This is a genomic window from Ellagibacter sp. (assembly GCF_048412355.1).
Lineage (GTDB): Bacteria > Actinomycetota > Coriobacteriia > Coriobacteriales > Eggerthellaceae > Ellagibacter.
Window position 1 is genome coordinate 28,153 of the sequence record NZ_DBFSAP010000055.1, and the last position, 22,040, is coordinate 50,192.

General features: G+C 59.7%; 22 protein-coding genes and 1 pseudogene. 8 read left to right on the plus strand and 15 right to left on the minus strand.

The window, feature by feature from the left end; translation table 11 throughout:
• Window positions 1–51 precede the first annotated feature (51 nt).
• Both ACMRQN_RS09210 and ACMRQN_RS09215 read right to left on the minus strand, forming a co-directional pair.
• Window positions 52–639, minus strand: a complete 588-nt coding sequence (locus tag ACMRQN_RS09210; protein WP_418734730.1) for a xanthine phosphoribosyltransferase — start codon at window positions 637–639, stop codon at window positions 52–54.
• A 480-nt stretch (window positions 640–1,119) separates the two neighbouring features.
• Window positions 1,120–1,359, minus strand: coding sequence for an ATP-grasp domain-containing protein (locus ACMRQN_RS09215; RefSeq protein ID WP_418734731.1), 240 nt, complete (start codon window positions 1,357–1,359; stop codon window positions 1,120–1,122).
• 65 nt (window positions 1,360–1,424) lie between these two features.
• Here ACMRQN_RS09215 and ACMRQN_RS09220 point away from each other — a divergent pair, with 65 nt between their 5' ends.
• On the plus strand, window positions 1,425–1,676 hold the full coding sequence (locus tag ACMRQN_RS09220; RefSeq protein WP_418734732.1) for a hypothetical protein: 252 nt from the start codon (window positions 1,425–1,427) through the stop codon (window positions 1,674–1,676).
• Window positions 1,677–2,800: 1,124 nt separating this feature from the next.
• Here the strand turns inward: ACMRQN_RS09220 and ACMRQN_RS09225 are convergent.
• The 6 genes from ACMRQN_RS09225 to ACMRQN_RS09250 all read right to left on the minus strand — a co-directional run bounded on the left by ACMRQN_RS09225 (window position 2,801) and on the right by ACMRQN_RS09250 (window position 9,364).
• Window positions 2,801–3,136, minus strand: coding sequence for a 4Fe-4S dicluster domain-containing protein (locus ACMRQN_RS09225; protein WP_418734733.1), 336 nt, complete (start codon window positions 3,134–3,136; stop codon window positions 2,801–2,803).
• A gap of 33 nt (window positions 3,137–3,169) precedes the next feature.
• Complete coding sequence (locus tag ACMRQN_RS09230) at window positions 3,170–5,593, minus strand: molybdopterin-containing oxidoreductase family protein (RefSeq protein WP_418734734.1); 2,424 nt, start codon at window positions 5,591–5,593, stop codon at window positions 3,170–3,172.
• A 141-nt stretch (window positions 5,594–5,734) separates the two neighbouring features.
• On the minus strand, window positions 5,735–6,649 hold the full coding sequence (locus tag ACMRQN_RS09235) for a LysR family transcriptional regulator (RefSeq protein ID WP_418734735.1): 915 nt from the start codon (window positions 6,647–6,649) through the stop codon (window positions 5,735–5,737).
• Window positions 6,650–6,706: 57 nt separating this feature from the next.
• Window positions 6,707–7,288, minus strand: coding sequence for a hypothetical protein (locus tag ACMRQN_RS09240; protein WP_418734736.1), 582 nt, complete (start codon window positions 7,286–7,288; stop codon window positions 6,707–6,709).
• Window positions 7,289–7,470: 182 nt separating this feature from the next.
• Window positions 7,471–8,370, minus strand: coding sequence for a carbon-nitrogen hydrolase family protein (locus ACMRQN_RS09245; RefSeq protein WP_418734737.1), 900 nt, complete (start codon window positions 8,368–8,370; stop codon window positions 7,471–7,473).
• Between the two features lie 232 nt (window positions 8,371–8,602).
• Entirely contained in the window at window positions 8,603–9,364 is a 762-nt protein-coding gene (locus ACMRQN_RS09250; protein WP_418734738.1) for a helix-turn-helix transcriptional regulator, read from the minus strand.
• A gap of 319 nt (window positions 9,365–9,683) precedes the next feature.
• On the opposite strand from ACMRQN_RS09250, the gene ACMRQN_RS09255 reads away from it, so the two are divergent.
• The 6 genes and pseudogenes from ACMRQN_RS09255 (at window position 9,684) to ACMRQN_RS09280 (ending at window position 13,802) form a co-directional block, all read left to right on the plus strand.
• The gene (locus ACMRQN_RS09255) at window positions 9,684–10,859 is read left to right on the plus strand and encodes an MFS transporter (RefSeq protein ID WP_418734751.1); all 1,176 of its coding nucleotides are present in this window, start codon (window positions 9,684–9,686) and stop codon (window positions 10,857–10,859) included.
• Window positions 10,860–11,579: 720 nt separating this feature from the next.
• The gene (locus tag ACMRQN_RS09260; RefSeq protein ID WP_418734739.1) at window positions 11,580–11,831 is read left to right on the plus strand and encodes a hypothetical protein; all 252 of its coding nucleotides are present in this window, start codon (window positions 11,580–11,582) and stop codon (window positions 11,829–11,831) included.
• Between the two features lie 80 nt (window positions 11,832–11,911).
• A complete protein-coding gene (locus ACMRQN_RS09265; protein ID WP_418734740.1) occupies window positions 11,912–12,295 on the plus strand; it encodes an ABC transporter permease in 384 nt (127 codons plus the stop codon).
• Window positions 12,292–12,744: pseudogene (locus ACMRQN_RS09270) on the plus strand (ATP-binding cassette domain-containing protein); the annotation flags it as partial. The gene ACMRQN_RS09265 and the pseudogene ACMRQN_RS09270, both read left to right, overlap by 4 nt.
• 142 nt (window positions 12,745–12,886) lie before the next feature.
• Window positions 12,887–13,384, plus strand: a complete 498-nt coding sequence (locus tag ACMRQN_RS09275; RefSeq protein WP_418734752.1) for a hypothetical protein — start codon at window positions 12,887–12,889, stop codon at window positions 13,382–13,384.
• Window positions 13,341–13,802 carry a hypothetical protein gene (locus ACMRQN_RS09280; RefSeq protein ID WP_418734741.1) on the plus strand — a complete coding sequence of 154 codons (462 nt, stop codon included), beginning with the start codon at window positions 13,341–13,343 and terminating at the stop codon, window positions 13,800–13,802. Before ACMRQN_RS09275 ends, ACMRQN_RS09280 begins: the two co-directional genes overlap by 44 nt.
• 54 nt (window positions 13,803–13,856) lie before the next feature.
• Here the strand turns inward: ACMRQN_RS09280 and ACMRQN_RS09285 are convergent, their stop codons facing one another.
• Window positions 13,857–14,813 carry a putative manganese transporter gene (locus tag ACMRQN_RS09285; protein WP_418734742.1) on the minus strand — a complete coding sequence of 319 codons (957 nt, stop codon included), beginning with the start codon at window positions 14,811–14,813 and terminating at the stop codon, window positions 13,857–13,859.
• A 94-nt stretch (window positions 14,814–14,907) separates the two neighbouring features.
• On the opposite strand from ACMRQN_RS09285, the gene ACMRQN_RS09290 reads away from it, so the two are divergent.
• Window positions 14,908–15,618: a DUF554 domain-containing protein gene (locus ACMRQN_RS09290; RefSeq protein WP_418734743.1), complete on the plus strand. Its 711-nt coding sequence runs from the start codon at window positions 14,908–14,910 to the stop codon at window positions 15,616–15,618.
• 55 nt (window positions 15,619–15,673) lie between these two features.
• On the opposite strand, the gene ACMRQN_RS09295 is transcribed toward ACMRQN_RS09290, so the two are convergent.
• From ACMRQN_RS09295 to ACMRQN_RS09320, 6 genes are all read right to left on the minus strand, one after another.
• On the minus strand, window positions 15,674–16,327 hold the full coding sequence (locus tag ACMRQN_RS09295) for a DUF1847 domain-containing protein (protein WP_418734744.1): 654 nt from the start codon (window positions 16,325–16,327) through the stop codon (window positions 15,674–15,676).
• Between the two features lie 418 nt (window positions 16,328–16,745).
• Window positions 16,746–18,380 carry a chaperonin GroEL gene (groL, locus tag ACMRQN_RS09300; protein WP_418734745.1) on the minus strand — a complete coding sequence of 545 codons (1,635 nt, stop codon included), beginning with the start codon at window positions 18,378–18,380 and terminating at the stop codon, window positions 16,746–16,748.
• Window positions 18,381–18,542: 162 nt separating this feature from the next.
• A complete protein-coding gene (locus tag ACMRQN_RS09305) occupies window positions 18,543–18,830 on the minus strand; it encodes a co-chaperone GroES (RefSeq protein WP_158048796.1) in 288 nt (95 codons plus the stop codon).
• Between the two features lie 196 nt (window positions 18,831–19,026).
• Window positions 19,027–19,815 carry a response regulator gene (locus ACMRQN_RS09310; RefSeq protein ID WP_418734746.1) on the minus strand — a complete coding sequence of 263 codons (789 nt, stop codon included), beginning with the start codon at window positions 19,813–19,815 and terminating at the stop codon, window positions 19,027–19,029.
• Entirely contained in the window at window positions 19,802–21,046 is a 1,245-nt protein-coding gene (locus ACMRQN_RS09315) for a sensor histidine kinase (protein WP_418734747.1), read from the minus strand. The genes ACMRQN_RS09310 and ACMRQN_RS09315 overlap by 14 nt, the downstream gene beginning before the upstream one ends.
• A gap of 151 nt (window positions 21,047–21,197) precedes the next feature.
• Entirely contained in the window at window positions 21,198–21,767 is a 570-nt protein-coding gene (locus ACMRQN_RS09320) for an MOSC domain-containing protein (protein ID WP_418734748.1), read from the minus strand.
• Between the last annotated feature and the right edge of the window lie 273 nt (window positions 21,768–22,040).

Sequence of the window (22,040 nt, forward strand, 5' to 3'; positions counted from 1 at the left end):
GAAAAAGTTCGCGATTCCTCGGCACGGGAACTTGCGGCTGCTCGACTCGTCCTACGCGTTTTCGCGGAAGACGACCTCGCCGGTGTTGGGATCCATCGACTCGAGGATTGCGAGCGACTCCAGGTGATAGCCCTGCTCGCGCAGCTTGTCGCCCCCGTGTTGGAAGCCCTTCTCCACCGCGATGCCGATGCCCTCAACCGTGGCGCCCGACTCCTCCACCAGCTCGATAAGGCCGTTCAAAGCACAACCGTTGGCCAGGAAATCATCGATGATGAGCACGTGGTCTTCAGGGCTTAGGAACTTCTTCGAAACGATGACGTCGAAGATGCGGCCGTGGGTGAACGACTGGATCTTGGTGGAGTACATCTCGCCGTCGAGGTTGATGGACTGGGCCTTCTTCGCGAACACGACGGGCGCGTTGCCGAAATGGCGCGCGACCAGACATGCGATGCCGATGCCCGACGCCTCGATCGTGAGGATCTTGTTCACGGGCGCACCCGCGAACAGTCGGGCGAACTCCGCGCCCATCTCGTCGATCAGGTTAACATCGATCTGGTGGTTGAGGAAGCTGTCGACCTTCAAAACGCCTTCCGACTTAACCACGCCGTCGCGCCTGATACGCTCCTCCAAGATCTTCATGCCCAAAGCCCTTCCTTGCCTTTCGCGCCTCATGTAAATGTGCGCTTTAGTGTAGCGCATCAATGCGCAAAGAAGGCGAGAAACCCGCAGGCGCACTGCCGGCAAAGCGGTCCGAGGAGCGGCTGCGGCAAAGGCTTGGCGGGTGCGCCGTGCAAGACGCGCCACCCTGCACCAGAGCTTCCGTACCCTAGTGTTTTCCTAGGTTTACACAATATAAAATCCCTATTCAAAAGGTAGTTTTATAATGTCTGAAAAGCAACGCTTTTTAACGTTTTCCCTCCTTGGCAATCATTCTGCTTCCACTTATTTGCAATATCAGCGTCAAACATCGACGAAGCTCCTCAGAATGACGACTACGCGCCCAGACAGCAGAACGCAGTTAGCATATCCTCGCCAAACGGTCGCATCATTTGCGACGCCATGGCTACGTAACCGATCTTGCGTTTTCTAAGGTAACCTAAGCAGGTTAGCACCTTGCACTTACCCGCGGCGCACTCCTCCTTCGAGCATATCGGTCATAATATGGTAGTAGGTGACGGCATCCTGCGCTGCTGTGAGCCCGGAGACCTGCCCGTCGCCCATCTCGATGACAACCCAGCCGCCATCTGCAAGCTCGACGAAGTCGACGGTGTAGTATGGGCTACCGAGTTCGGCGCAGGACGCAACAAGGCCTTCGGGCGGAGCAGCTGCGGAAGCCGGTTGTCTCGAGTTGCGACACAAGCTTAATGGATTGGCTATACTGAATTAGACAGTTTGGAGAGGGTCGCGAGATCGAGGATGGGCTCATGGCCGACCCGCCCAACGTTGCGGCAAGGCGGTTCGGCGGGCGCGAGCCGCGCACCCACGTGCGCAGCGACCTCACCCACGTGCGCGTCGGCGGCGGCTGGAGCTACGTCTGCCCGCTGGCGGACCTGGCCAACCGTGAGATCGTCGGGCATTCGGCGGGGCCGCGCAAGGGCGCCGACCTGGCGAGGGCCGCGTTCGCGACGGTCGAGTTCAGGAAGGCAGGCATGATCCTCCCGGAATCGTCCAAATAGGTATAGCCAATCCATCTGTCTACGTCGAACCGAAACAAGGGAGGGCGCCTCACCACGCGCTCGGTATCGGGCATCGTCAAAAACGCTCTACGCAATATAGGTTTGGATTCTGAGCGCTATACGGCGCATTCCCTGCGCTAACGAGCGTCACCTACGCGCTCCTGGCGGGGGCCTCCTTGGAGGAGGCGCAGCAGATGGCGCGTCATGCCGACATCTCCACGACCATGAGATATGCGCATCACATAGACCGCATGAGGCAAGCAAGCGAGTACCGAGTCTCGTCCTATCTTGACAACGACCTATAGGCGAGAATCAACGCACAAAAGAAAGAGGCGAGGCCTCTAGGGAAGGAGCTCGCCTCTTTCTCGATCTACGGATGCTTCGGCTTATTCTAGGAGATGAAGGAACGGGAGGGGCAAGCTTGTTCGCAATCACAACACCCCGTCCCTTTTCTTCAAAAGAAGACGGCGTCGGTTTCTCCATGTCAAATAGCGTTCGTTGGAAACCGAAGTCAGCGAGAAGGCTCTGGGAGGAACGCTGAGAGACCAGCGCGTTGCAAACGACACGGGGCTTTCTAAGGGCTCTTGAGCACCTTCGGGCGCGCCGCATAGCCTGCTTCCATGCGAGCCGCGTAAAGCCTTACTGGCCAGGAGCCTTGGGCATGCCGGGAGCGCCGGGCATCGGGGGCATGCCAGACATACCCCCTGCCTTCGTACGGCACATCTTGCACTCGGCATCCCCGATCGCGACACTCACCACAGGGCGCAAGATGCCTATTCTGCGGAAGATGCACGCTCAGCAGATGGCGAAGCGTCCGAATTGGAATCTCGGCCCTTTTCGCCATCCCGGTCGGGGTCGCCAAGCGAAACGCCCGGCGGCGGCGCATCGGGAACATCGGCATCCGAAAGCACAGTTCCGAGCACTCGGCCGCACCTTCCGCAAAACGAGCAGAATGCACCTACTCCGCAGCCTCCCGCCATGGCACCTCACCTCCAACGTCACGTGCATCCATCTTTTTCCTGTGTAAAGGCGAAGTTGCGGTGAGGACCTTCGCTCCTCTTTCTCCTTTTGCGGGTCCGCCAGGCCCCGTTTCTCCGAATTCTGGCAGACCCGCTTTCGAAGAGCTAAGCAAGGAAGATCGCGGCCTTCTCGCCCTTAGCGGCGAGCTTGGCAGCCATTTCCTCGACAGAGCCGAACTCCAGAACCTTGGCCTGGCAGGACTGCACGCAAGACGGAAGCTTGCCGGCAGCTACGCGGCTCTCGCACATATCACACAGCTCGGTGGGATATGCGATGTAGTCCCAATGCCACTTGCCATCGGGATTCTGGCGCGGCTTATCCTCGAGCATCTTGATGCCGAAGCTGTCGATGGGCAGCTCAAGCTCGTTGCGGCATGCGATCTCGCAAGAGTGGCAACCGGTGCAGTACTCGAAGTCGATGTACAAAGCGTTCTTGCTCATTTTCAAAACCTCCTAACCTCTCCGGTATCGGGCCTACAGGTCAATGCGGTCAGAGATGGGGGCGTCGGCGGGACGCCAAACCTGCTGGACCTCAAACTCAGCCTGGCGGCTGGCCTCAACGTAAACCTCGGGCTCGTTGTGGTCGCCGATGCCGTCAACCTTGACGACGTTGCAGATCATCGACTTGAAAGTGTTGCCGAAGCCGCTCTTGGCGTTGACGCTGTTCGGCATGAGCACATTGATGTTGGACTTCCAGTTACCGTAGAGGTTGGGCTCGGAGCCTTCCTCTTCCGGATACCAGAAGCCATGCATCGCATGGACAACGCCCGACTTGATGGTCGGGGTGACCTTGGCCTTCTGACGAACATGGCCGTACGGCGAGGAGATCTCCACCCAGTCGCCGTCCTCGATGCCCAGACGCGCTGCGTCCTCGGGGTTGATGTCGAGCTCAGGCCACGGGCTGATCTGGCGCAGAGACGGAACCTGCTTGTGCTCGGAGTGGAAGAACTCCTGACGGCGCGCGCCGGTGGTGAGCACGAACGGGTACGCGGTCTTCATCATCTCGGGCATGGTGTCCGGGCTGAAGGCCGGCGGCTCGAAGTAGGGCAGCGGGTCCTCGCCGAAGCGGGCGTATGCGTAGGAGTACAGCTCGACGCGACCGGTCTGGGTCGGGAAGCCGATCTGCCCGTCAGGACGCAGCTTGCCCTCCTTGTACTTGTAGTACGGCTCGTTAGACATGGTCACGACGTTGTCGCGCAGCTGCTCCCACGGCAGCCAGGAACGCAGAACGTGGAAGTTGTTGTAGTCTTCCAGCGTCTCAAAGCGGCTCCAGAAGTGCGGATAGGTCTTCTTGCCGACCATCATCATGATCTCGACGTCGGAGAGGCACTCGCCGACCTGGGCGCACTTGTTCTGAGCGCCGTAGAAGGATGCGTTCAGGCCGTAGTGAGTGACGACCATACCGTTGTGCTCGACGGTGGAGGCAACGGGCAGGAAGACGTCGCAGCAGGACTGAATCGTCGGGTTCATGAACAGGTCGCAGGCGAAGTTGAAGTCAAGCTGCTTCAGGGCTTTCCACCAACGCTGCGGTTCTGCGGAGATCGCGGTGCCGACCGGGTTGGAGGAGACGAAGCCCGCCATGTGCATCTTGTACGGTTTGTCCGTTTCGAGGCACTTGATGAACTCGTCGGGGTGGACGGTCCACATGACCTGGCCGACGCAGGGGTACTTGTCGACGCCGATGCGCTTGGTGTACCAAGTCTCCTCTGACATGATGCCGTGGGTCAGGGCGAGGGACAGCGTGGAAGCGGTCTCGTCCTCGACCTTCTCGTCAGCGCCGATCGCGCCGCCGTCGCGAACGACGTTGCCCTGGTCGTCGCCCATGCCGAGCGTGGTGCCGCCGGGGGCATCCAGGAAGCCGGTGATGGTCATGAGCGCGACGAGACACATGCCGAGCTGGGCGCCGTTGGTGGACTCGTCGGTTGCGAGGCCCCAAGCTACGCTGGAGGGCTTGGCTTTGCCGTACAGGCGGGCCGCACGCCAGATCTGCTCCTCGGGAACGCCGCAGATCTCGGCAGCGCGAGAGGGCGGCATCTCCTGGCAGCGCTCGACCAGCTGGTCGTAGCCGTAGGTCCACTTCTCGATGAAGTCATGGTCGACCAGGTCATCGTGAGCGAGGACGTAGATGAACGCCATGGCAAGAGCGGTGTCGGTGCCGGGGCGAACCTGCAAGATCTCCTCGGCGCGGGTGCCGAGCCAGGTGACGCGCGGGTCAACGCAGATGATCTTGGTGCCGAACTGGCGCATCATCTCGATGACCGCATGGCCGTACATGCCGTCGGGGTTCGAGCGCAGCGGCTCCTTGCCCCAGAGCAGGATGACCTCGGGGGCGACGAAGCGCGGGTCATCGTAGCGATCATCGAACTTCATTGCGTAGTCGATCTCGGGATAGCCGCCGCCTATCATGAAGGCGGTGTTGGTCATACGCGGACCGTAGCAGGACCAGCCGGCCTGACCGTAGACGGAGTTCGGCGTACCGAAGACGAGGTTCGCCCACTGCGGATACCAGTTGTTGCCCTCACGGCCGGTGCCGCCGAAGACAGCGATGGTCTCTGCGCCGTACTTCTCGGTGATTTCGAGAGCCGCATTGGCTACGAGGTCGGTAGCCTCGTCCCAAGAGCACTGCTCCCATTTGTCAGCCTGACCACGGTACTGCTTCTCGCGCTTCATCGGGTGGATGATGCGATCGGGATGGTAGATATACTCCGTAAGAGCCAGGCAACGGGGGCACAAAGCGCCCTTCGTGATGGGGTGCTCGGGGTCGCCCTCGACCTTGGTGATGACACCGTCCTTCACGTGAACCTGAAGCCCGCATCCTACAGGATGGCATCCCGGAGGAGACCAAGCGCAGGTTCTGAAGATCGTCTCCTCGCCTTCCTGCCTTTTCCATTCCGTCATGCTCTTTCCTCCCTCTCTCTTCAAATAACGAAAGACGCACCCAGGCATAAACGTCCAAGTGCGTCTTTAATTGTCGATTGCGATCCCCGTGAAAAGAAGAGGCCGGAGTTTTGCGAGCTGTCAAACGCTATTTGCCATCCCCTAAGCGCCGGCGTAGCGAGAGGCGACTTCGCTTTCTTCGAACGCCTTGCGAATATCATGTATGAGGCGCATGACATCGTCGGTGCCGCGTTCGCCGCCCTTGTAGAGGATGTAGAATCCCCAGTTCATCCGCGAATCGGCGATAGGAACGGAGACCGTTCCCCTCGGCGGGTTCGCGGCGAACTTGCGCGAGGGGATGCTCACGGCTTCCTCGCGCGTGCGCACAAGATGGATCATCGAGCTCGTAGAGGGGAACACGCTCGCAAAGGAGCGGTCGAACCCAAGCTTGTCGAGCTGGGTGAACAAGGGCTCGTACTGAAAGCTCGGCTCGGACATGAGGATAAGCGTTTTGTCGACGAGGTCCGAGGCGGTGCACCCCGATTTCCTCGCCAGCGGGGACGTCTCGCTCACGAGCGCGTAAGCCACCGACCCGCCGATTCTCATGGTGTTGCAGTTGGGGAAGGCCCTGTCCATGCACATGACGATCGCTGCGTCAACTTTGCCAGCGCAGACAAGCTCATAGCACTGCTCGCAGCCGAACTCCAGGAACTGCAGGTTCCCCGGACGTCGCATGAGAACCTCGTCGACGCCTTCCGGCATGCCGGCGAATAGGTTGACGCTGACGGCCAGGCTTAGCGCGGAGGCAGCCGAGCCTCGGTCGGAGAACGTAACCCGAAGGCCGTCGACCCTGGCGATGATTTCCTCGGTTACGGGCGCCACCTTCCTGCCTTCTTCCGTAAGCACCATAACGTTGCCCTTGCGCTCGAACAGCGTGACGCCGAGCTCGGCCTCGATTGCCCTGACGGAATGGGCTATGTTCTGGCGGCTCGTGAAGCACTTCTTCGCAGCCTGGGCGTAACTTGCGCTGTTCGCCGCGGCATGCAAGTGCCGCAGCTGCTGCAGTTGGATATCCAAGGCCCCTCCTCATATCGATCAAATCACAACATCTCGGGCATCAGACGAGAAGGGATCTTAGAGGGAGCAGGCGCACGCCCCTTTCTGGGAGGCCCTCCTCTTGCGGTAGCCCAGCTCATCGAACACCCACCTTTCAAACAGGAGGGCGCGGCCGGCGCGGTATATGTCGAAGGTTCCCTCCAGGGGAAGCCCGTAGCATGTAAAAGAGCCACTAATCGAGCCGTAATATTCCCCGAGGTCAACGTTGAAGCCGTCGTCGGGGAACAGGAAGATGTCAACGGTCCTGTCATGGGCTCGCACTCCGCGCACGGGTATGAGGATCATGCTCTCGTTGCAATCGATGACGACCCCTCCCCTTTCGACGAGCGCGCCCTCGTATACTTTCTCGGGCTTGAACCGGGAATACCAGTCCTTGTTGCTCATCTTCGCCCAGAGCGCCCACGCTTTTTCGAAACGGCAGGAGTCGTCCTCATATATCAAATCAAAGAACTCCCGCATTGTCGACGCCTGCTCGAGATGCCCCTTCATGGAAGGAAGGACGTCACCGCCCAAGCTGACCAGCGCAATCAGCTCGCGATAGGCTTTTCTCTGAGACGGGGGCAGAGCCTCGAGCTCAACATTAAGCCGATTGAAATCCATGCAGGCCATCCTCTCGTCGTATCTCAATCCATTCCCAGCCTCTGTCGTGCAAATCTGACCCCTCCCGGCAAAAGCATCCCAGGCAGAGCAGGCGGCTCTGCCTGGGATTTAGCTAGTAAGCCACCTGCTCGCGCTTCGGCGGCGAAGACTCCGTGGGCCGATGGGAGCTCGCAGGGAATCTGCTACGCCCCCACAGAGGAGGTGCAGCTGTAGAAGGGGGTGAAGGGTCCCGGCTCGGCAAGCGGACCGTACAGGTTCGGCTTTCGGTCACGCAGCAGGTCTACTCCGCCCATCGACAGCATTCGCGCCTCAACGACCTCCTTCTTCGGGTCCATCTCGGCGATAACCATCTCCTCGCCGAATCCGCCCTGTGCGATCACCTTGCCCGCAGTCGCGCCAAGTATCATGCTGTTTCCCTCGAGATAGGGTCCGCACAGGGTGGAGACCACGATGGGAACCATGTTCTCGGCGGCGCGAGCCTTCTGGAAGGTCATGTACTCGATATGGCCGGCAGCATCTTCGGTTCCGGTGATGTTCGGCCATCCCGTGAGGCAGATCAACAGCTCGGCCCCCTTGATGGCGAGAGAGCGCGCGACCTCGGGGAAGCACATGTCGTAGCAGATGTACATGCCGATCCTGCCCAACGCGGTGTCGAATACGGGGAACTCTGTTCCGGGGAAATGGTACAGGCTCTCCGTCAGAACGAGATGGGTCTTCCTGTACTTTCCGATATAGCCCTCAGGGCCGACGAGCACGGCGCAGTTGTGGTAGGCGAAGTCGCGCTCGGGGTCCCTCTCCGCCATTCCCCAGCAGATGTACATGCCGTATTCCTTCGCAAGCTCGATGAAAAGCTGCGTGGACGGGCCCTCGGGAATGAGCTCGGAGTTCCGATGGATGCCGATCTTGTCCTCGCTGCTCACGGCTACAAAGCCTGCGGTGCCGATGCCGGTCAGGGCCTCCTCGGGCAGCACAACCAAGTCGCAGGCCTGCTCGCCGGCCTGCTTGATGAAATCGACCATCTTGGCAAGGTTGGCCTCCTTGTCCATCGATGTTTCGAAGTTGACAGTTGCAATTTTCGTCATAGCGTTGCCTCTCTTTTCATTGCCGCACCATGCCGTTGCGCGGCTTCATGAGCTTGTTTGACGGCGTCGGAGCCGCCCTTTTCCAGCTATCTTGACAAGGCAATGTTAAATGGCACGAAAAGAGACCCGCAATGGGCTTTGATGGGTAAAAAAGGTAGCCCGTCTAGTCCTTTTGGAAACTTGAGGATAAGAGAGAGGGGTTTGCCACACATCCTCTCCGGAGCAGTGGAAGCTACTCTCGGTTTAGGAGGGCCATCAGCTGCGCGCGGTTGTTGACCCCGAGCTTCTCGTAGGCGCTGTAGAGGTGCTTCTTGAACGTGGAATGCGAGATGCAGAGTCTGTCGGCGACGGATCCGTCGCTCTCCCCCGACACTAGGAGCATCACGACCTCCCTCTCCCTGGGGGTTAGTCCCTGCTGGTTGAAAACCTGCGACATGGCGTACGTTTGCCCGCCTCCGTTAGCCAGCTTCTTCATCTGCAGGGCGATGTGCGGGGCGAGCGCGCCAAGGATTGCGACGTCTTTGTTCGTGAACTCGCCTTGCTCTGCGCTGTTGAAGAGGGAGATGTTGCCGACGCTGGTCCCGTTTTGAACCAGATGGCAGCGAAGCGCATGCAAAAACCCCTGCCCCTTGTAAACCTTCTGGTAGAGCTTGGTCTTCTTAAGCTGTTCGAGGGGCATGCGGTCGGAGTCGCGGTACACCTCGGTGGCCGTGGGGATGGCCTCGGACTTAATGATGGGGTCGTCGTCGAAGTCTCCTCTGAGGAACTCCTCCATGTACATCGCCTTCGGGCCCCAGACGACGGGATGGGTGAATTTGATGACCCCGAGGCCGTTTTTTTCCGCAACGTAGATCGTAGCCTGCGTGCAGTGGACAAGCGACGTGATACACCTCAGGGATTCGTTCTGAAGGGCGCTGACTGTGCAGGTGGAGTTGATCCTCAGGATAGAGTCGAGGATAAGCCTCCAATCGCGCTCGTACATAGCATCGCACATGGCTGGCCCCTTTCCGAAAAGGCAAGTACAGCCGTTTGCCACCGTTTCGCATATTCATGTCGCCGGCTGCAACGAGATTATACTGCACGCAGATGCGCCTATGACGCTCCTCCCGGGACGAAGAAGGCTACCATTTCTAGCACGAGGACCATATTAGGTGTCCCGGCTTTCCATTGAAGGCCCACTCCCCCGTTTGCTAGCCTCCTACGAGGAGCCAATGCCCTCCGGCTATCGACTGGGGCTTCCGCCCCAAGAATCAACGTCTCTATTTGTAGAGGGGAGTAGATCTGTGAAAAACAGGGGTTTAATGTTTTTGGTCATGTACTGCGCTACCGCATGCGTGTTCCTGAACCAGTTCAAAGTCGTTCCGCTTATGCCCACGCTCATGGAAATGCTGGGGGTTACCTCGGCTGAAGCGTCGTGGCTCCTTGCGGTCTTCACGGTGGTCGGCATCTTCTTCGCCATCCCGGCGGGCGCCCTCATTTCGAAGTTCGGACCAAAGAAGACCTACATCGCCATCTTGGCAATCATGATTTGCGGCAGCGCCCTCGGAACGTTCGCGTTGGACAACTTCGCGCTGCTTCTGGTGTCGCGCGTCATCGAGGGAGCTTCCTTCATCTTCGTGAGCATTGCAGGCATCGTGCTTGTCAACATGTGGTTTCCGGACAAGAACACCGGACTGTTCGTGGGCATATTCATGACCACAGCCTCTATCGGCTCTCTTGTCATTTTGAATTCGGCAATTCCCCTGAGCAGTGAATTCGGTGTTGCCGGCGTTTGGTGGATTATCAACGCAGCTACAGCCGTCTTCACCGTTCTTTTCGCTTTAATCGTGAAGGAGGCCGCACCAATCGGCGGCGGCGCGGCTCCCAAGGCGGCCATCGCTCCCGTTCTGAAGAACAAGCGAATCCTCTGCATCTCCATTGTCGGACTTTCTATGGGCTGGTTGCTGTATTTCTTCCTCAACAACTACCCTACGATCTTCATGAACGTATATGGAATGGACATTGCGACCGCGAGTTTCTACGGTAGCCTCGACAGCTTATTCGGCATCCCGTTCTGCATTATTGGCGGTCTTATTGTCGATAAAATCGGCATCAAAAACACGCCTAAATTCATGATAATATGTCTGGCCTGCCTCGCTGTCACCTGCCTGGCCACCGCAATTCTACCAAGCATTCCGTTCTATCTCGTGCATATCGTCCTTATTGCCTTCTTTCCCGGCGTTGTGGTCACCGCCTACAACTGCCTCGTACCGCTGTGCGTGGAAAGCCCCGTTCAAATTGGCAACGGCATCGGAGTCGTGAACACGCTGTATAACCTGGGCATATTTCTCGGAAGCCCCATTGTGCTCTATGCAGTGGAGGCGGCGGGGACTTGGACGGCGGCTTCCGTTATTCTTGCTTCCGTTGCGGTGCTGGCGATTCTGGCCATGTTGGCGTATCTGGCCTTTGCGAGCAAGGAGATAGACCCGCCATCGAAAGCAGGGGCCTGACGGTTCGGCCTGATTTCCCTCCATCCTCTGTGGTGCCAACCCTTAACCTCTGCATGGCTCTAACGCTCTGTAGTCGATAGGCTCTCCGACATCAATTCATAAACTAGTTGATTGGGCGCATCTTGCAAGGATTTGATGCGCCCAATCTAATGATTCCGCCTGCTGAAAAGCATCCCTCCGCAGGACTCTCCGGAAGGAGGGGAATAAACGGGGGCATAGGAAACGCACCGGGCGGTGATTCAGTCGACAATACCTCAGTCTCATAAACCTGGCGTTTTTGGGGCGGGTTTTTATGACATTTGCCCTGCGCAGATAAAGACTGAATTCGACGTCTTTTGAAAAGTCGGCGTAACGACCGTTATTGTTACGATAAACAAGGCGTTTGACCTGCGATTATGCAAGTTGAGGCAATCTTTCAAAAAAATCCTTGAAACGCTTTTAGATACGGGTTGTAGGAAAATTCGACGCTGACCGTCTTTTCCTGTTTCTATGGTACGATGGCGGCTGTTTGTTAATTGCTTAATGCAACTAATGTGCTTCGTGCATCATTATCCAATCGGTAAAAGAGGAGGCGGGCATGAGAAAGTCCTGGGAAGAGTCTCTTCTCACTTTCGAGCTGTCGCGAACAAGCGAGCGGCGCGGCGCGCTTCCCGTTGCCCACGCGCGTGTGGCGCGCTCGGCATCGCGCTTGGAATTTTCATCTGGCAATTCTTCGCCATATTGCTGAACTCGAACGGCTCGACGCTGGGATTTCCCGCCCCAATCGACACCTTCAACCGCGTCGGCGAGTATCTCTTCGATGGTCGATCGCTTTACGGCCATTCGATCTACGAGCATATCCTCGCCAGCCTGCAGCGCCTGCTCGTCGCGTTCGCACTCGCAGCCGCGTTCGGCATCGTCGCGGGATCGGTACTCGGGTATTTCACCAGGCTTTACCCCATCGGCATCGTGCCGGTGTCGATCATCAGATGATTCCGGGCCTCGCCTGGCTTCCCGTCGCGATTCTGCTCTTCGGCCTCGGCGACGAGTCGGCGGTGTTCATCATCTGAGCCGTGTCTTCCATAGTCATCACCATCGGCGTGTCGAGCGGCATTCGCATGGTGCCTCAAGTTCTGGCCAATGCCGCGAAAATGACGGGGGCGAACAGCCTTTCGATCTTTTTGCATGTACTCATCCCGCAAGCTGCCGGCAGCATCGTGAACGCGCTTCGCCTCGGCATGTCCTCGGCATGGCGCGTGCTCATCGCGACCGAAATGGTCGTCGGCATGGGCATCGGAGTGGGATACTCCATCGAGCTCACCCGAGACCTGCTCGACTACGTGGGCGCATTCGCGTGCATCACCATCATCTGCGTCATGGGGCTCGCCATCGACCGCATCGTCCTTGCCGGGATCGAGCGACGCATGCGCCATCGCCTGGGATTGGAGGGCGAATGAGCCTCATCGAACTCAAGGGCATCACCAAGGGCTTCTATCTGGGCAGCAAAAAGGACCATGCGCAAATCGCCGTCGACAACGTCGACCTTTCAATCGAGCGCGGCGAGTTCGTGAGTCTGGTCGGGCCCTCGGGCTGCGGCAAGACGGTTTCCCTCAGCATGATGGCGGGCTTCACGTAACCGACGCTCGAAAGCGTTTCCTATCAGGGGAAACCCATCGTGAAGCCGAACCCCGACCGCGGCGTGGTCTTTCCGGAGCACAGCCTGCTCCCCTGGCTTTCCGTGAAGCAGAACGTCATGTTCTCGCTGAAAAACTGCGTGAAGCATCGCGGACAGCGCTTCGACAAACGGGCCACTGAGAAGGCCGCCCTGTCGGCTCTTGTCACAGTCGGGCTCGGCGACTTGGCCGACTGGCGCCCCAACACGCTTTCCAGAGGTCAAAAGCAACGCGTGGCGATTGCGCGGCTTTTGGCCATGGACTCCGACGTGATGCTCATGGACGAACCGTTTTCCGCGCTCGACGAGCAAACGCGCTCCGCTCTCGACGCCGAGCTGGACAAGCTTTGGAAAGCCGGGCAAGACCATCGTGTTCGTGACCCACAACATATCCGAGGCGGTGCTCGCATCCTCACGCATCGTCATGTTCTCGGCGGCTCCAGGAAAGATCCTTACGCGGTGGGAAGTACCGAGCGATTTCCCCCGCGACCCCGCCAATCCGCCCTATCAGGCGCTTTGCGCCGAGAAATGGGGGAATGCGAAGAAACGTGCAGAGCTCGAAAGCGCCGAAATCGTGCGAATCGCGAACGAGTACGTGAAAGCGGGTGTGAACCATCTGACGCTTCGCACAACGGAGTTCTACGACCTTGACAAGCTTTGCTTCCATGTGCGGACCATCAGGGAAAACGTACCCGGCCTTTACGAAATGAGCGTCAATACCGGCGAGCTTGACGCCCAGGCCGCACAAAAGCTCTACTTCGCGGGGGCGAGCTCGGCCTACCATGTGCTGCGCCTCCACGAGGGGACGGACACGCCTTTCGATCCCCGAGGTGCGCAAAGCCACCATCAGAGTCATCGCCGAGTTGCCGCTTAAGTTCTCGACCTGCATCGAGCCCATCGACGTCGAGCACACCGACGAGGAAATCGCCGAGCGCATCGCGTTCGCGGCGATGCAGCGCCCCTACGAGCTCGGCGTGATGCCGCGCATCCCCGCGTCGGGCACGCCTTTGGGGACCCTTCCCATGCTGGGACGCGAACGGCTTTGCCACATATTCTCCGTCGTGCGCCTCGCTGCAAACAGCACATACCGTTATGTAGGCATATACCCTGATGAGGTTACAGGAATGGAACCGGGGTCGAACCGCTTCACCATCGAGCGCGGTGCCATTCCGCGCGACACCGAGTTTTCCGAGCGCGAATGGAAGGGATTTTCGGCCGACCGCGCGCTTGCCATGGCTCACGACGCGGGATTCTCAACCACCGGACTTAAGGGAGACCCCCGTTTTTGCTAGAAAATGCCCCAGGCGCCCAAAACCAGCTTGAATCGCCCGGGCTGGGAACTTGGGCTAGAACACGATCCCCACAGCCGAAATGATGAAGCCGCACGCGATTCCCACGCCGAGCATCGTCGCCACGATGGCGAGGTTTTGCTTAGGTCGACGGTTCGCGCGGAAAAGTACGAGAAGACCCACACCCGCGCTCACAAGCAGACCAGCGAACATGGCCCCCGCGCCGAGCACGCCTTCCACATATAGGTCGGCGATAACGACGCTCGCCGCGCAGTTCGGGATGAGGCCCACGATGGCCGCCACAACGACCGAAAGCGCGCTGTTCGAGCCGAGAATCTGCGCCAGTGCGTCCTCGCCCACCGTTTCGAGCACCACGTTCAAAAGCAGCGTGACGATGAAAATGAAGACTGTGACCTGGGCAGTGTGCTTGAGCGCGCTCTTCACGATGGAGGCGCCCGCGTGGTCATGATGGTGTTCCTCGTCCTTTTCAGCCTCGTAGGCAAGCTCGGGATTCTCCTCGCAGGCGTGACATTCGCCGTTGCAGTGGCAATGATCGCGCTGGCAGAGCTCGTGGATGCGCAGGTGCTCTTCGGGACGATGGAGCAAGCGAAGCACACCGTCGAGCGCAAGGCCCGCGATGATGCCCACGACCACCTTCGCACCCAGGATAGCGCCCATGGTGGAAAGGGGCACCTGAGCCGCGAGGAAGATGGGAATCATCTCATCGGAGGTGGACAGGAGCACGGCGATGAGCGTGCCGACCGTGATGACGCGACCCGCGTAGAGCGTCGAGGCCGCAGCAGAAAAGCCGCATTGGGGCACAACACCGAGCACCGCGCCAATGACGGGGCCCGCCTTCCCCGCGCGCTTGATGGCGTTTTGCGCCTTGTCGCCCGCCTTGTGCTCGAGCCACTCCATCGCTAGATAGGTGACGAACAGAAACGGGATAAGGTAGAGTGTGTCTTCTATTGAGTGTTCGAGGACGTGCCCCGCGATATGCATGATTTCTTCCATAGCGAGGTATTCTAGCGCAGTGACTTTCGCGCGGGCAGCAACGTGCGCGCAGTTTCGCCAAGTGACAAGAAAAACAGAAGGAGCAAACACGACCATGATCGGAACCGTCGTCAACACCGCCGCAATCGTCGTAGGGAGCGCCATCGGAAGCCTTGCGAAACGCGGACTTGGCGAGAAATACCAGAACATCCTATTCTGCGCGATGGGTCTTGCGGCGACGGGCCTTGGTCTTCATTCCGTGGTCGAGGGCATGAGCGGAAGCGTCTATCCCGTGCTGTTCATCGCGAGCCTCGCCATCGGAGGCGTCGTGGGCACAGCGATCGACATCGAGGGACGCTTCGACCGCCTGACCAAGCGCCTGTCGAAATCGAAGGCGGATGGAAGCGGCGGAACCAACCTCTCACGTGGTCTTTCGACTGGCATCGTGCTCTTCTGCTTCGGCACGCTTTCCATCTTGGGGCCGATCAACAGCGCGCTTTACGGCGACGAGACCTTCCTGCTTACCAACGCGACACTCGACTTCGTGACCTCGATGGTCTTAGCGTCGTCATTCGGCGTCGGCATGGCGCTCGCGGGCGTGGTGCTCTTTTGCTGGCAGGGTTCGATCTTCCTTTTGGCGCAGTGGCTCGAGCCGCTTATGACCGCGAACCTGATGTGCGAGATCACCATCGTCGGCGGATTTCTGATTCTCGCATCGGGCCTGTCCATCTTGAAGATCAAGGAGATTTCGGTCATGAATCTCCTGCCCGCGCTTTTGGTGCCACCCGTTTGGTTTGCCATCCTGCCGCTTTTACCCCTTGGGTGAGCGATATTCGCCCTCTAGCATATATCGCTCCCGTCCTGCGGGGGCCTCAGGCGCCTCATTCCCCTTTGTCGGACGCGATTTCCCCAATGGTTTTTTCCAGCTTGCCCCTGTAAACCGAATCGACGGAATAGAGCACTGAACAGGGGTTATGAACCGTCACGAAATCCTTTGCGACCAAAGTCACTGCGGGCGCATTTGAGTATTTGCAGAAAAGCGCATCATGCCCGACGCATATCCCCATGAGGATATTCAGGTCCGTCTTGGCATCGTTGAGCAGCAAAGCCTGCATAATCGGATTGCAGATAACGCAATCCTCAGCCAAAGAAGGTGCGTCGATGTTCAGATCGGCTTTCATGTTGCTTTCCAGCTTGCAGCCAACTGCCCACACTTCAAACCCAGCCTTTCGAAGAAGGTCTGCGAGAATGCGCGTTTCCCTTAGCATGGCCGTGCATGTTGCTATGCCGACAAGAGATGCTCCCATGCAGGACGCAAACTTGATCGTGTCCTGAACACGTGTCGAGTTAACCGTCTCAGCGCTGACTATCGCGGCAGATTCCATTATGAGATGGTTCTCGGGCTCGTTGTAGAGACGCAGCGCTTCATCATGCATCTCTTTGGTGATTGATGCCTGAACGCAGAAATCAGGCGCCGTCTTGTCCAGATGTTCGCAAGCTGCTACCCGGCAACTCTCGCAAGCAATACCGCTCATCGTCTTCAACGCCTTTCAACTCTTAGAGCGTGATGAGGCTCCGTCCAGTGTCGCAACACAGCACAAAATAACACCCGGCAAAAGGAAAGACAATTCTTGACAAGCGCTCCGACCAGGGCACAAGGTTGAGGACGCGCAGGAAGAGAGGGGGCTTTATCACTTTCGTCCCGAAGACAGCGAGAAGGCCCCTGGCGGATGCGGGGCGTGCGAAAGGATTTCGACGCGTACTTCGGTACGCGAGAAAATGACGCACTTTCGCCCTAAAAGACAGCGAGGGCCCGCCTGGCGAGTTCAGATGGCGCGAAAGGTTGAGGACGCGTACTTCGGTACGCGACGAAACCTTGGAGCGCCAGCTGGACCGCCAGGCGGGCCCGCAGCGTCGAGCAGTTGCGATGATCGTCAGATCATCGCAACCCCATTACATCATGCCCATGCCGCCGCCCTGACCTGCTGCAGCGAGAGCGGAGAGGTCGGGACCGTCCTTGGGGATCTCGTTGATCGTGGCCTCGGTGATGAGGATGAGGCCGGCGACGGAGGCTGCGGACTGCAGCGCCGTGCGGGTAACCTTGACCGGGTCGTTCACGCCCATCTCGATCATGTTGCCGTACTCACCGGTTGCGCAGTTCAGGCCTTCACCAGTGGGCAGACCCTTGATCCTCTCGACCACAACGGAGCCTTCGAAGCCGGCGTTCTGGGCGATTGCGCGAATCGGGGCCTCGAGGGCCTTGCGGATGATGTCGATGCCGACGAGTTCGTCCTTATCGGTGGTCTCGATCTTGTCGAGCTCGGAGACAACGTCGAGCAGAGCGACGCCGCCGCCAGGAACGATGCCCTCTTCGACAGCTGCGCGCGTTGCCTGCAGCGCGTCTTCGATGCGGGACTTCTTCTCCTTGAGCTCGGACTCGGTTGCAGCACCGACCTTGAGCACTGCCACGCCGCCGGAGAGCTTGGCGAGGCGCTCCTGAAGCTTCTCGCGGTCGAAGTCGGACTCGGTGCGATCGAGCTCGGCCTTGATCTGGGCGATGCGGTCCTCGATGTCCTTCTTCTCGCCCGCGCCGTCGACGATGAGCGAGTTCTCCTTGGTGACCTTGACGGTCTTGGCGGTGCCGAGCATGTCGATGGTGACGTCGGCGAGCGTCATACCGAGATCCTTCGAGACGACGGTCGCGCCGGTGACGGCGGCCATGTCCTCAAGGATGCGCTTGCGGCGATCGCCGAAGCCGGGGGCCTTGATGGCGACGCAGTTGAAGGTGCCGCGCAGCTTGTTGAGCAGGATGGTGGCAAGCGCTTCGCCTTCGACGTCCTCAGCGACGAGGAACAGCGGGCGGCCGGTCTTGATGATCGACTCGAGCAGCGAGACCATATCCTGGATGTTGGTGACCTTCTGGTCGGTGAGCAGAATGAACGGGTCCTTCAGGTTCGCTTCCATCTTCTCGGCGTCGGTCGCCATGTACGGAGAGATGTAGCCGCGATCGTACTGCATGCCCTCGACGATGTTCACGTCCATACCGAACGTCTGGGAATCCTCGACGGAGATGGCGCCGTCCTTGCCGACAGCCTCCATAGCCTCAGCGATCTTCTCGCCGATCTCGGGGTCGCCCGCGGAGATGGTGCCGACGTTGGCAATCTGCTCCTTGGTGTCGATGGTCTGAGCGTTTGCCTTGATGGCCTCGACAACGGCGTTGGTCGCCTTCTGGATGCCGCGGCGGATGCCGAGCGCGTCAGCGCCAGCGGTGACGTTGCGCAGGCCCTCGTTGACGATAACGTCGGCGAGCAGGGTTGCGGTCGTGGTGCCGTCGCCCGCGTCGTCGTTGGTCTTCACGGCAGCCTCGCGGATGAGCTGGGCGCCCATGTTCTCAACGGGATCTTCCAGCTCGACTTCCTTCGCGACGGTGACGCCGTCGTTGGTGACGACCGGCGCGCCGTAGGACTTCTCGAGGGCGACGTAGCGGCCCTTGGGGCCAAGCGTGACCTTCACGGCATCGGCGAGCTTGGAAACGCCGGCCGCGAGAGCGGAGCGGGCGTCAGATTCGAACTTGATATCCTTAGCCATTTTTAGGCTTCCTTTCCTAGAAAGAACTCAACTACGTAAAAGACGGGCTTTCACGGTAGATTCCGAAAGCGAAATCGTTGTATGCGCGCACCGTATGGCCTTGTGACCAGGCGTGAAGGCGACGAGCGCTTTCGGAGCCGCCGCTGAAAGCCGCCGGAGAAGCTATTCGAAGACCGCGTAGATGTCCTCGGAGCGAAGAATCATAACCTCTTCGCCGTTGACCTTGACTTCGGTTCCACCGTACTTGCCATAAAGCACGCGGTCGCCTTCCTTCACGGGCACGGGAACGAGGTTGCCGTCCTTGTCGAGCTTGCCCTCGCCCACCTTGAGGACGACGCCCGTCTGGGGCTTTTCCTTCGCGTCGTGCGCGAGGATGAGGCCACCTGCGGTGGTTTCCTCTGCTTCGTCCTGCTTCACGATGACGCGATCGCCGAGCGGCTTAAGGTTCATCATTGCTTGCCTTCCTCTCATCAACCTTGAATCGATGGTTGTTAATACCGAGCTTTCGAGTGCTAGCACTCTTCGAACGTGAGTGCTAACAACATTGGGTTACTATAGCATCTGGGAAGGCGAATGCAAGCATTTTGCAGAAAACTTGAGCGATAGGGACTTAGGTTTTATCGAATCGCCACACTGCGTTCATAATTCACATTGAACGCGGGGAAACGAGACCGCTCTCATAGGCGCACACCACGAGCTGCGCCCGGTCGTGCGCATCGAGCTTTCCCATGATGCGGGCGACGTGCGTTTTCACCGTTGCAGGAGAAATTATTAGTTCGCCTGCGATTTCCTCATTGGTGAGCCCCCGCGCGACGAGCATGAGAATCTCTCGCTCGCGGTCGGTGAGCGACCGTATGGCCTCCCGCGCATGCGAGCCTTGCGGCATGCCCGCGCGCGGGCGCGACGCCACGAATGTCTCCACCAGACGGCGCATGACCGAGGGTTGAATGAGGGCATCGCCGCGTGCGACGACGTGGATTGCCTCGACGATGTCGTCGGGCTCGGCGTCTTTCAGCAAAAAGCCGCTCGCCCCCGCAGCGAGCGCGTCGTAGACGTACTCGTCGATGTCGAACGTGGTGAGAACGAGGACGTGCGTACCTGCGAGCAGCGGGTTCGATGTGATGTCGCGCGTGGCGTCGATGCCGTTTCGCACCGGCATGCGGATGTCCATGAGCACCACGTCGGGGCGGATCTTCTGGGCGAGGTAGACCGCCTCTTCGCCGTTGCGCGCTTCGCCCGCAACCGAAAGCCCGTCGTAGGAGTTGAGAATCATGCGAAATCCACTTCTCACAAGATCCTGGTCATCTGCGACGAGGATGCGCAGCGCTTCCTTGGATAAGGCCTGGTCACTTGCGACACGGGCGCTGCTGGCATCGCGCGCACCGAACTCGGAATCCACGGGAAATCCCGCCGCTTTCCGCCTATCTTCGCTCATGGGATTCCCCTTCCCCGCGCGCAGCACCGAAGCTTGCAGACGAGTCGCCGACGGGAATGGACGCGCGAACGCGAAAGCCGCCGCTGGGAAGCGGACCCGCGTCGAGGGTGCCGCCAAGCAGCTTCGCGCGCTCCTTCATGCCGTCGATGCCGTGACCGCCCGTCAAAGGCGCCCCTTTCGCGGCGCCCATCGAGCCGTCGCCGTCATCTTGCACGGTAAGCGTCGCCTTCACGCCGTCGCTTTCGAGGACGATCGACGCGTTTCTCGCGTGGGCGTGGCGGACGATGTTGGTCGTGGCCTCGCGGGCAATGCCGAACAGCGCGATATCGATGAACGCCGGCGTCGCTTCCCGGTCGTAGCCCGACACGTCGAGCGTTGCGGCAACCCCTGCTTCTCGAAGGTAGTCCGCCAAATCCACAAGGCGCGCCGTGCCCTCGGTCGGCGTGGTCTCGGCGGAGGAATCCCCCGTCCTGAGCACGCCGATCATCGCGCGGATTTCCTCGAGCGCCTCTTTCGCGGTCTTGTGAGCGAGCGACACCGCTTCCTTCGCGGCGGCGGGATCGCGCTCGATCAGGCGCTCGGCCGCCGCAGTTTGAATGCTGACCGCCGAAAGCGAGTGAGCCGTGATGTCGTGGACCTCGCGGGCGATGCGAACGCGTTCCTCCTCGACGCGGCGGGCAGCCACTTCCTCGCGCGTGCGCTCGGCCTCCTCGGCTCGCTGCTCGGTGGCCCGCACGGAATCGCGATGGGCGCACACGGCCAACCCACCGAGCGCCGAGGCGGCCATGAGCACGAGGTTTTGCACGTACGCCCAGAACCACAGCGCAGCCGAGGTTCCGCCGTACGTCGCCGCGGCGAGCCCTAAGGCACTCGCAACGCAGGCGATGGCCATCTCGACGTGCGAGCATTCCACGACGATAGTGAACAGAGCGACCATCGGCCCGAAGACGGCGAGCGTGGAGCCATGGAAGGTGTTTTGCAGCCCGACGAACACCACGAGAGTGAACACGAAGACGAGCCAAGGGGATTTCCTGCGCGCCACGAGGGGAAATGTCGTGAGCGCAAGCGCGATGAAGGACGAGGTTGCGGGAACGACCGCCTCGATACCGAGCATGCGGCGCAAGGTCTCATCAGGGAGGATGAGGCTCGCGGAGACCATGAGCTGCACGGCGCCGAAAGCAAAGGCAACCATCGCCACCGCGACATCGATCGCCCAATCGCGCGGGGTCATTTCCTTATTATGTATGAGTACACCGTCCATGCCCCCATTATGCGCAAACCCCGCACGGCGCGCCATACGCCATACGGGGTATCTGAGCAAAACCAGAGTTGAACGAGAGGACGAAATGATATCAGCGCACTTGGCAAGCGCGGTGAACCCGCTACGCGTTGGCGGTAGCGGCCTCTTTCGCCTTCGCGGCCTTCTCGGCCGCCTCCTCGGCGCGCACCTTGTCGATCTCGTCGAGCGCTTCTTGCGGGGTGTACTTGCAGTGGCCGTCGCCCATCTTGGTGACGACGATGGCATCGCCCACCGACACTGTGCCGCCGGTAACGACCTCGAAGAAGATGCCCTCGCGCGGGAAGATGCAGTCGCCCGCCAGGTAATAGATGGCGCACTTCTTGTGGCACACCTTACCGATCTGGGAAAGCTCGAGCACAACCTCGTCGCCGATCTTCACCTGGGTGCCGAGTGGCAGCGCGAGCAGGTCTATCCCCTCGGTGGTGATGTTCTCGGCGAAGTCGCCCTCCTTCACATCGAGGCCCATCGCGCGCGCCTTCTCGATGGATTCCCAGGCGAGCAGCGACACCTGGCGATGCCAATCGCCGGCATGGGCGTCGCCCGTCACACCATGGTGCGGGTCGATATGGATTTGCCCACTCTCAACTGGCTTTTTACGCGTGCCCTTGCGCTCGGAGACGTTGACGGAGCGAACGTGGCCGGTGTTTTCCATGATGGTTTCTCCCCTCAGTGCGAAAAAGGCCGCCAGTCCGTGCGAGCGAGCTCGCGGCGAGGACTTGCGGCCTTTACGTAACTTCTAGTAACTGAGTAGGAATAATAGAACGCTTCGCTATTGAACGCAAGAAGGTGCGAGTTAAGTTTTGCGGGAAAAGCCGACCGGAAGCCTTGCCGGTGCGACGGGGATCGGGGCGCCGTCGGCGCTGCGGATGACCGCATTCTAGCACGACCTGGCGCGGAAGCGCGCGTTGGACCTCATCGCCCAGGT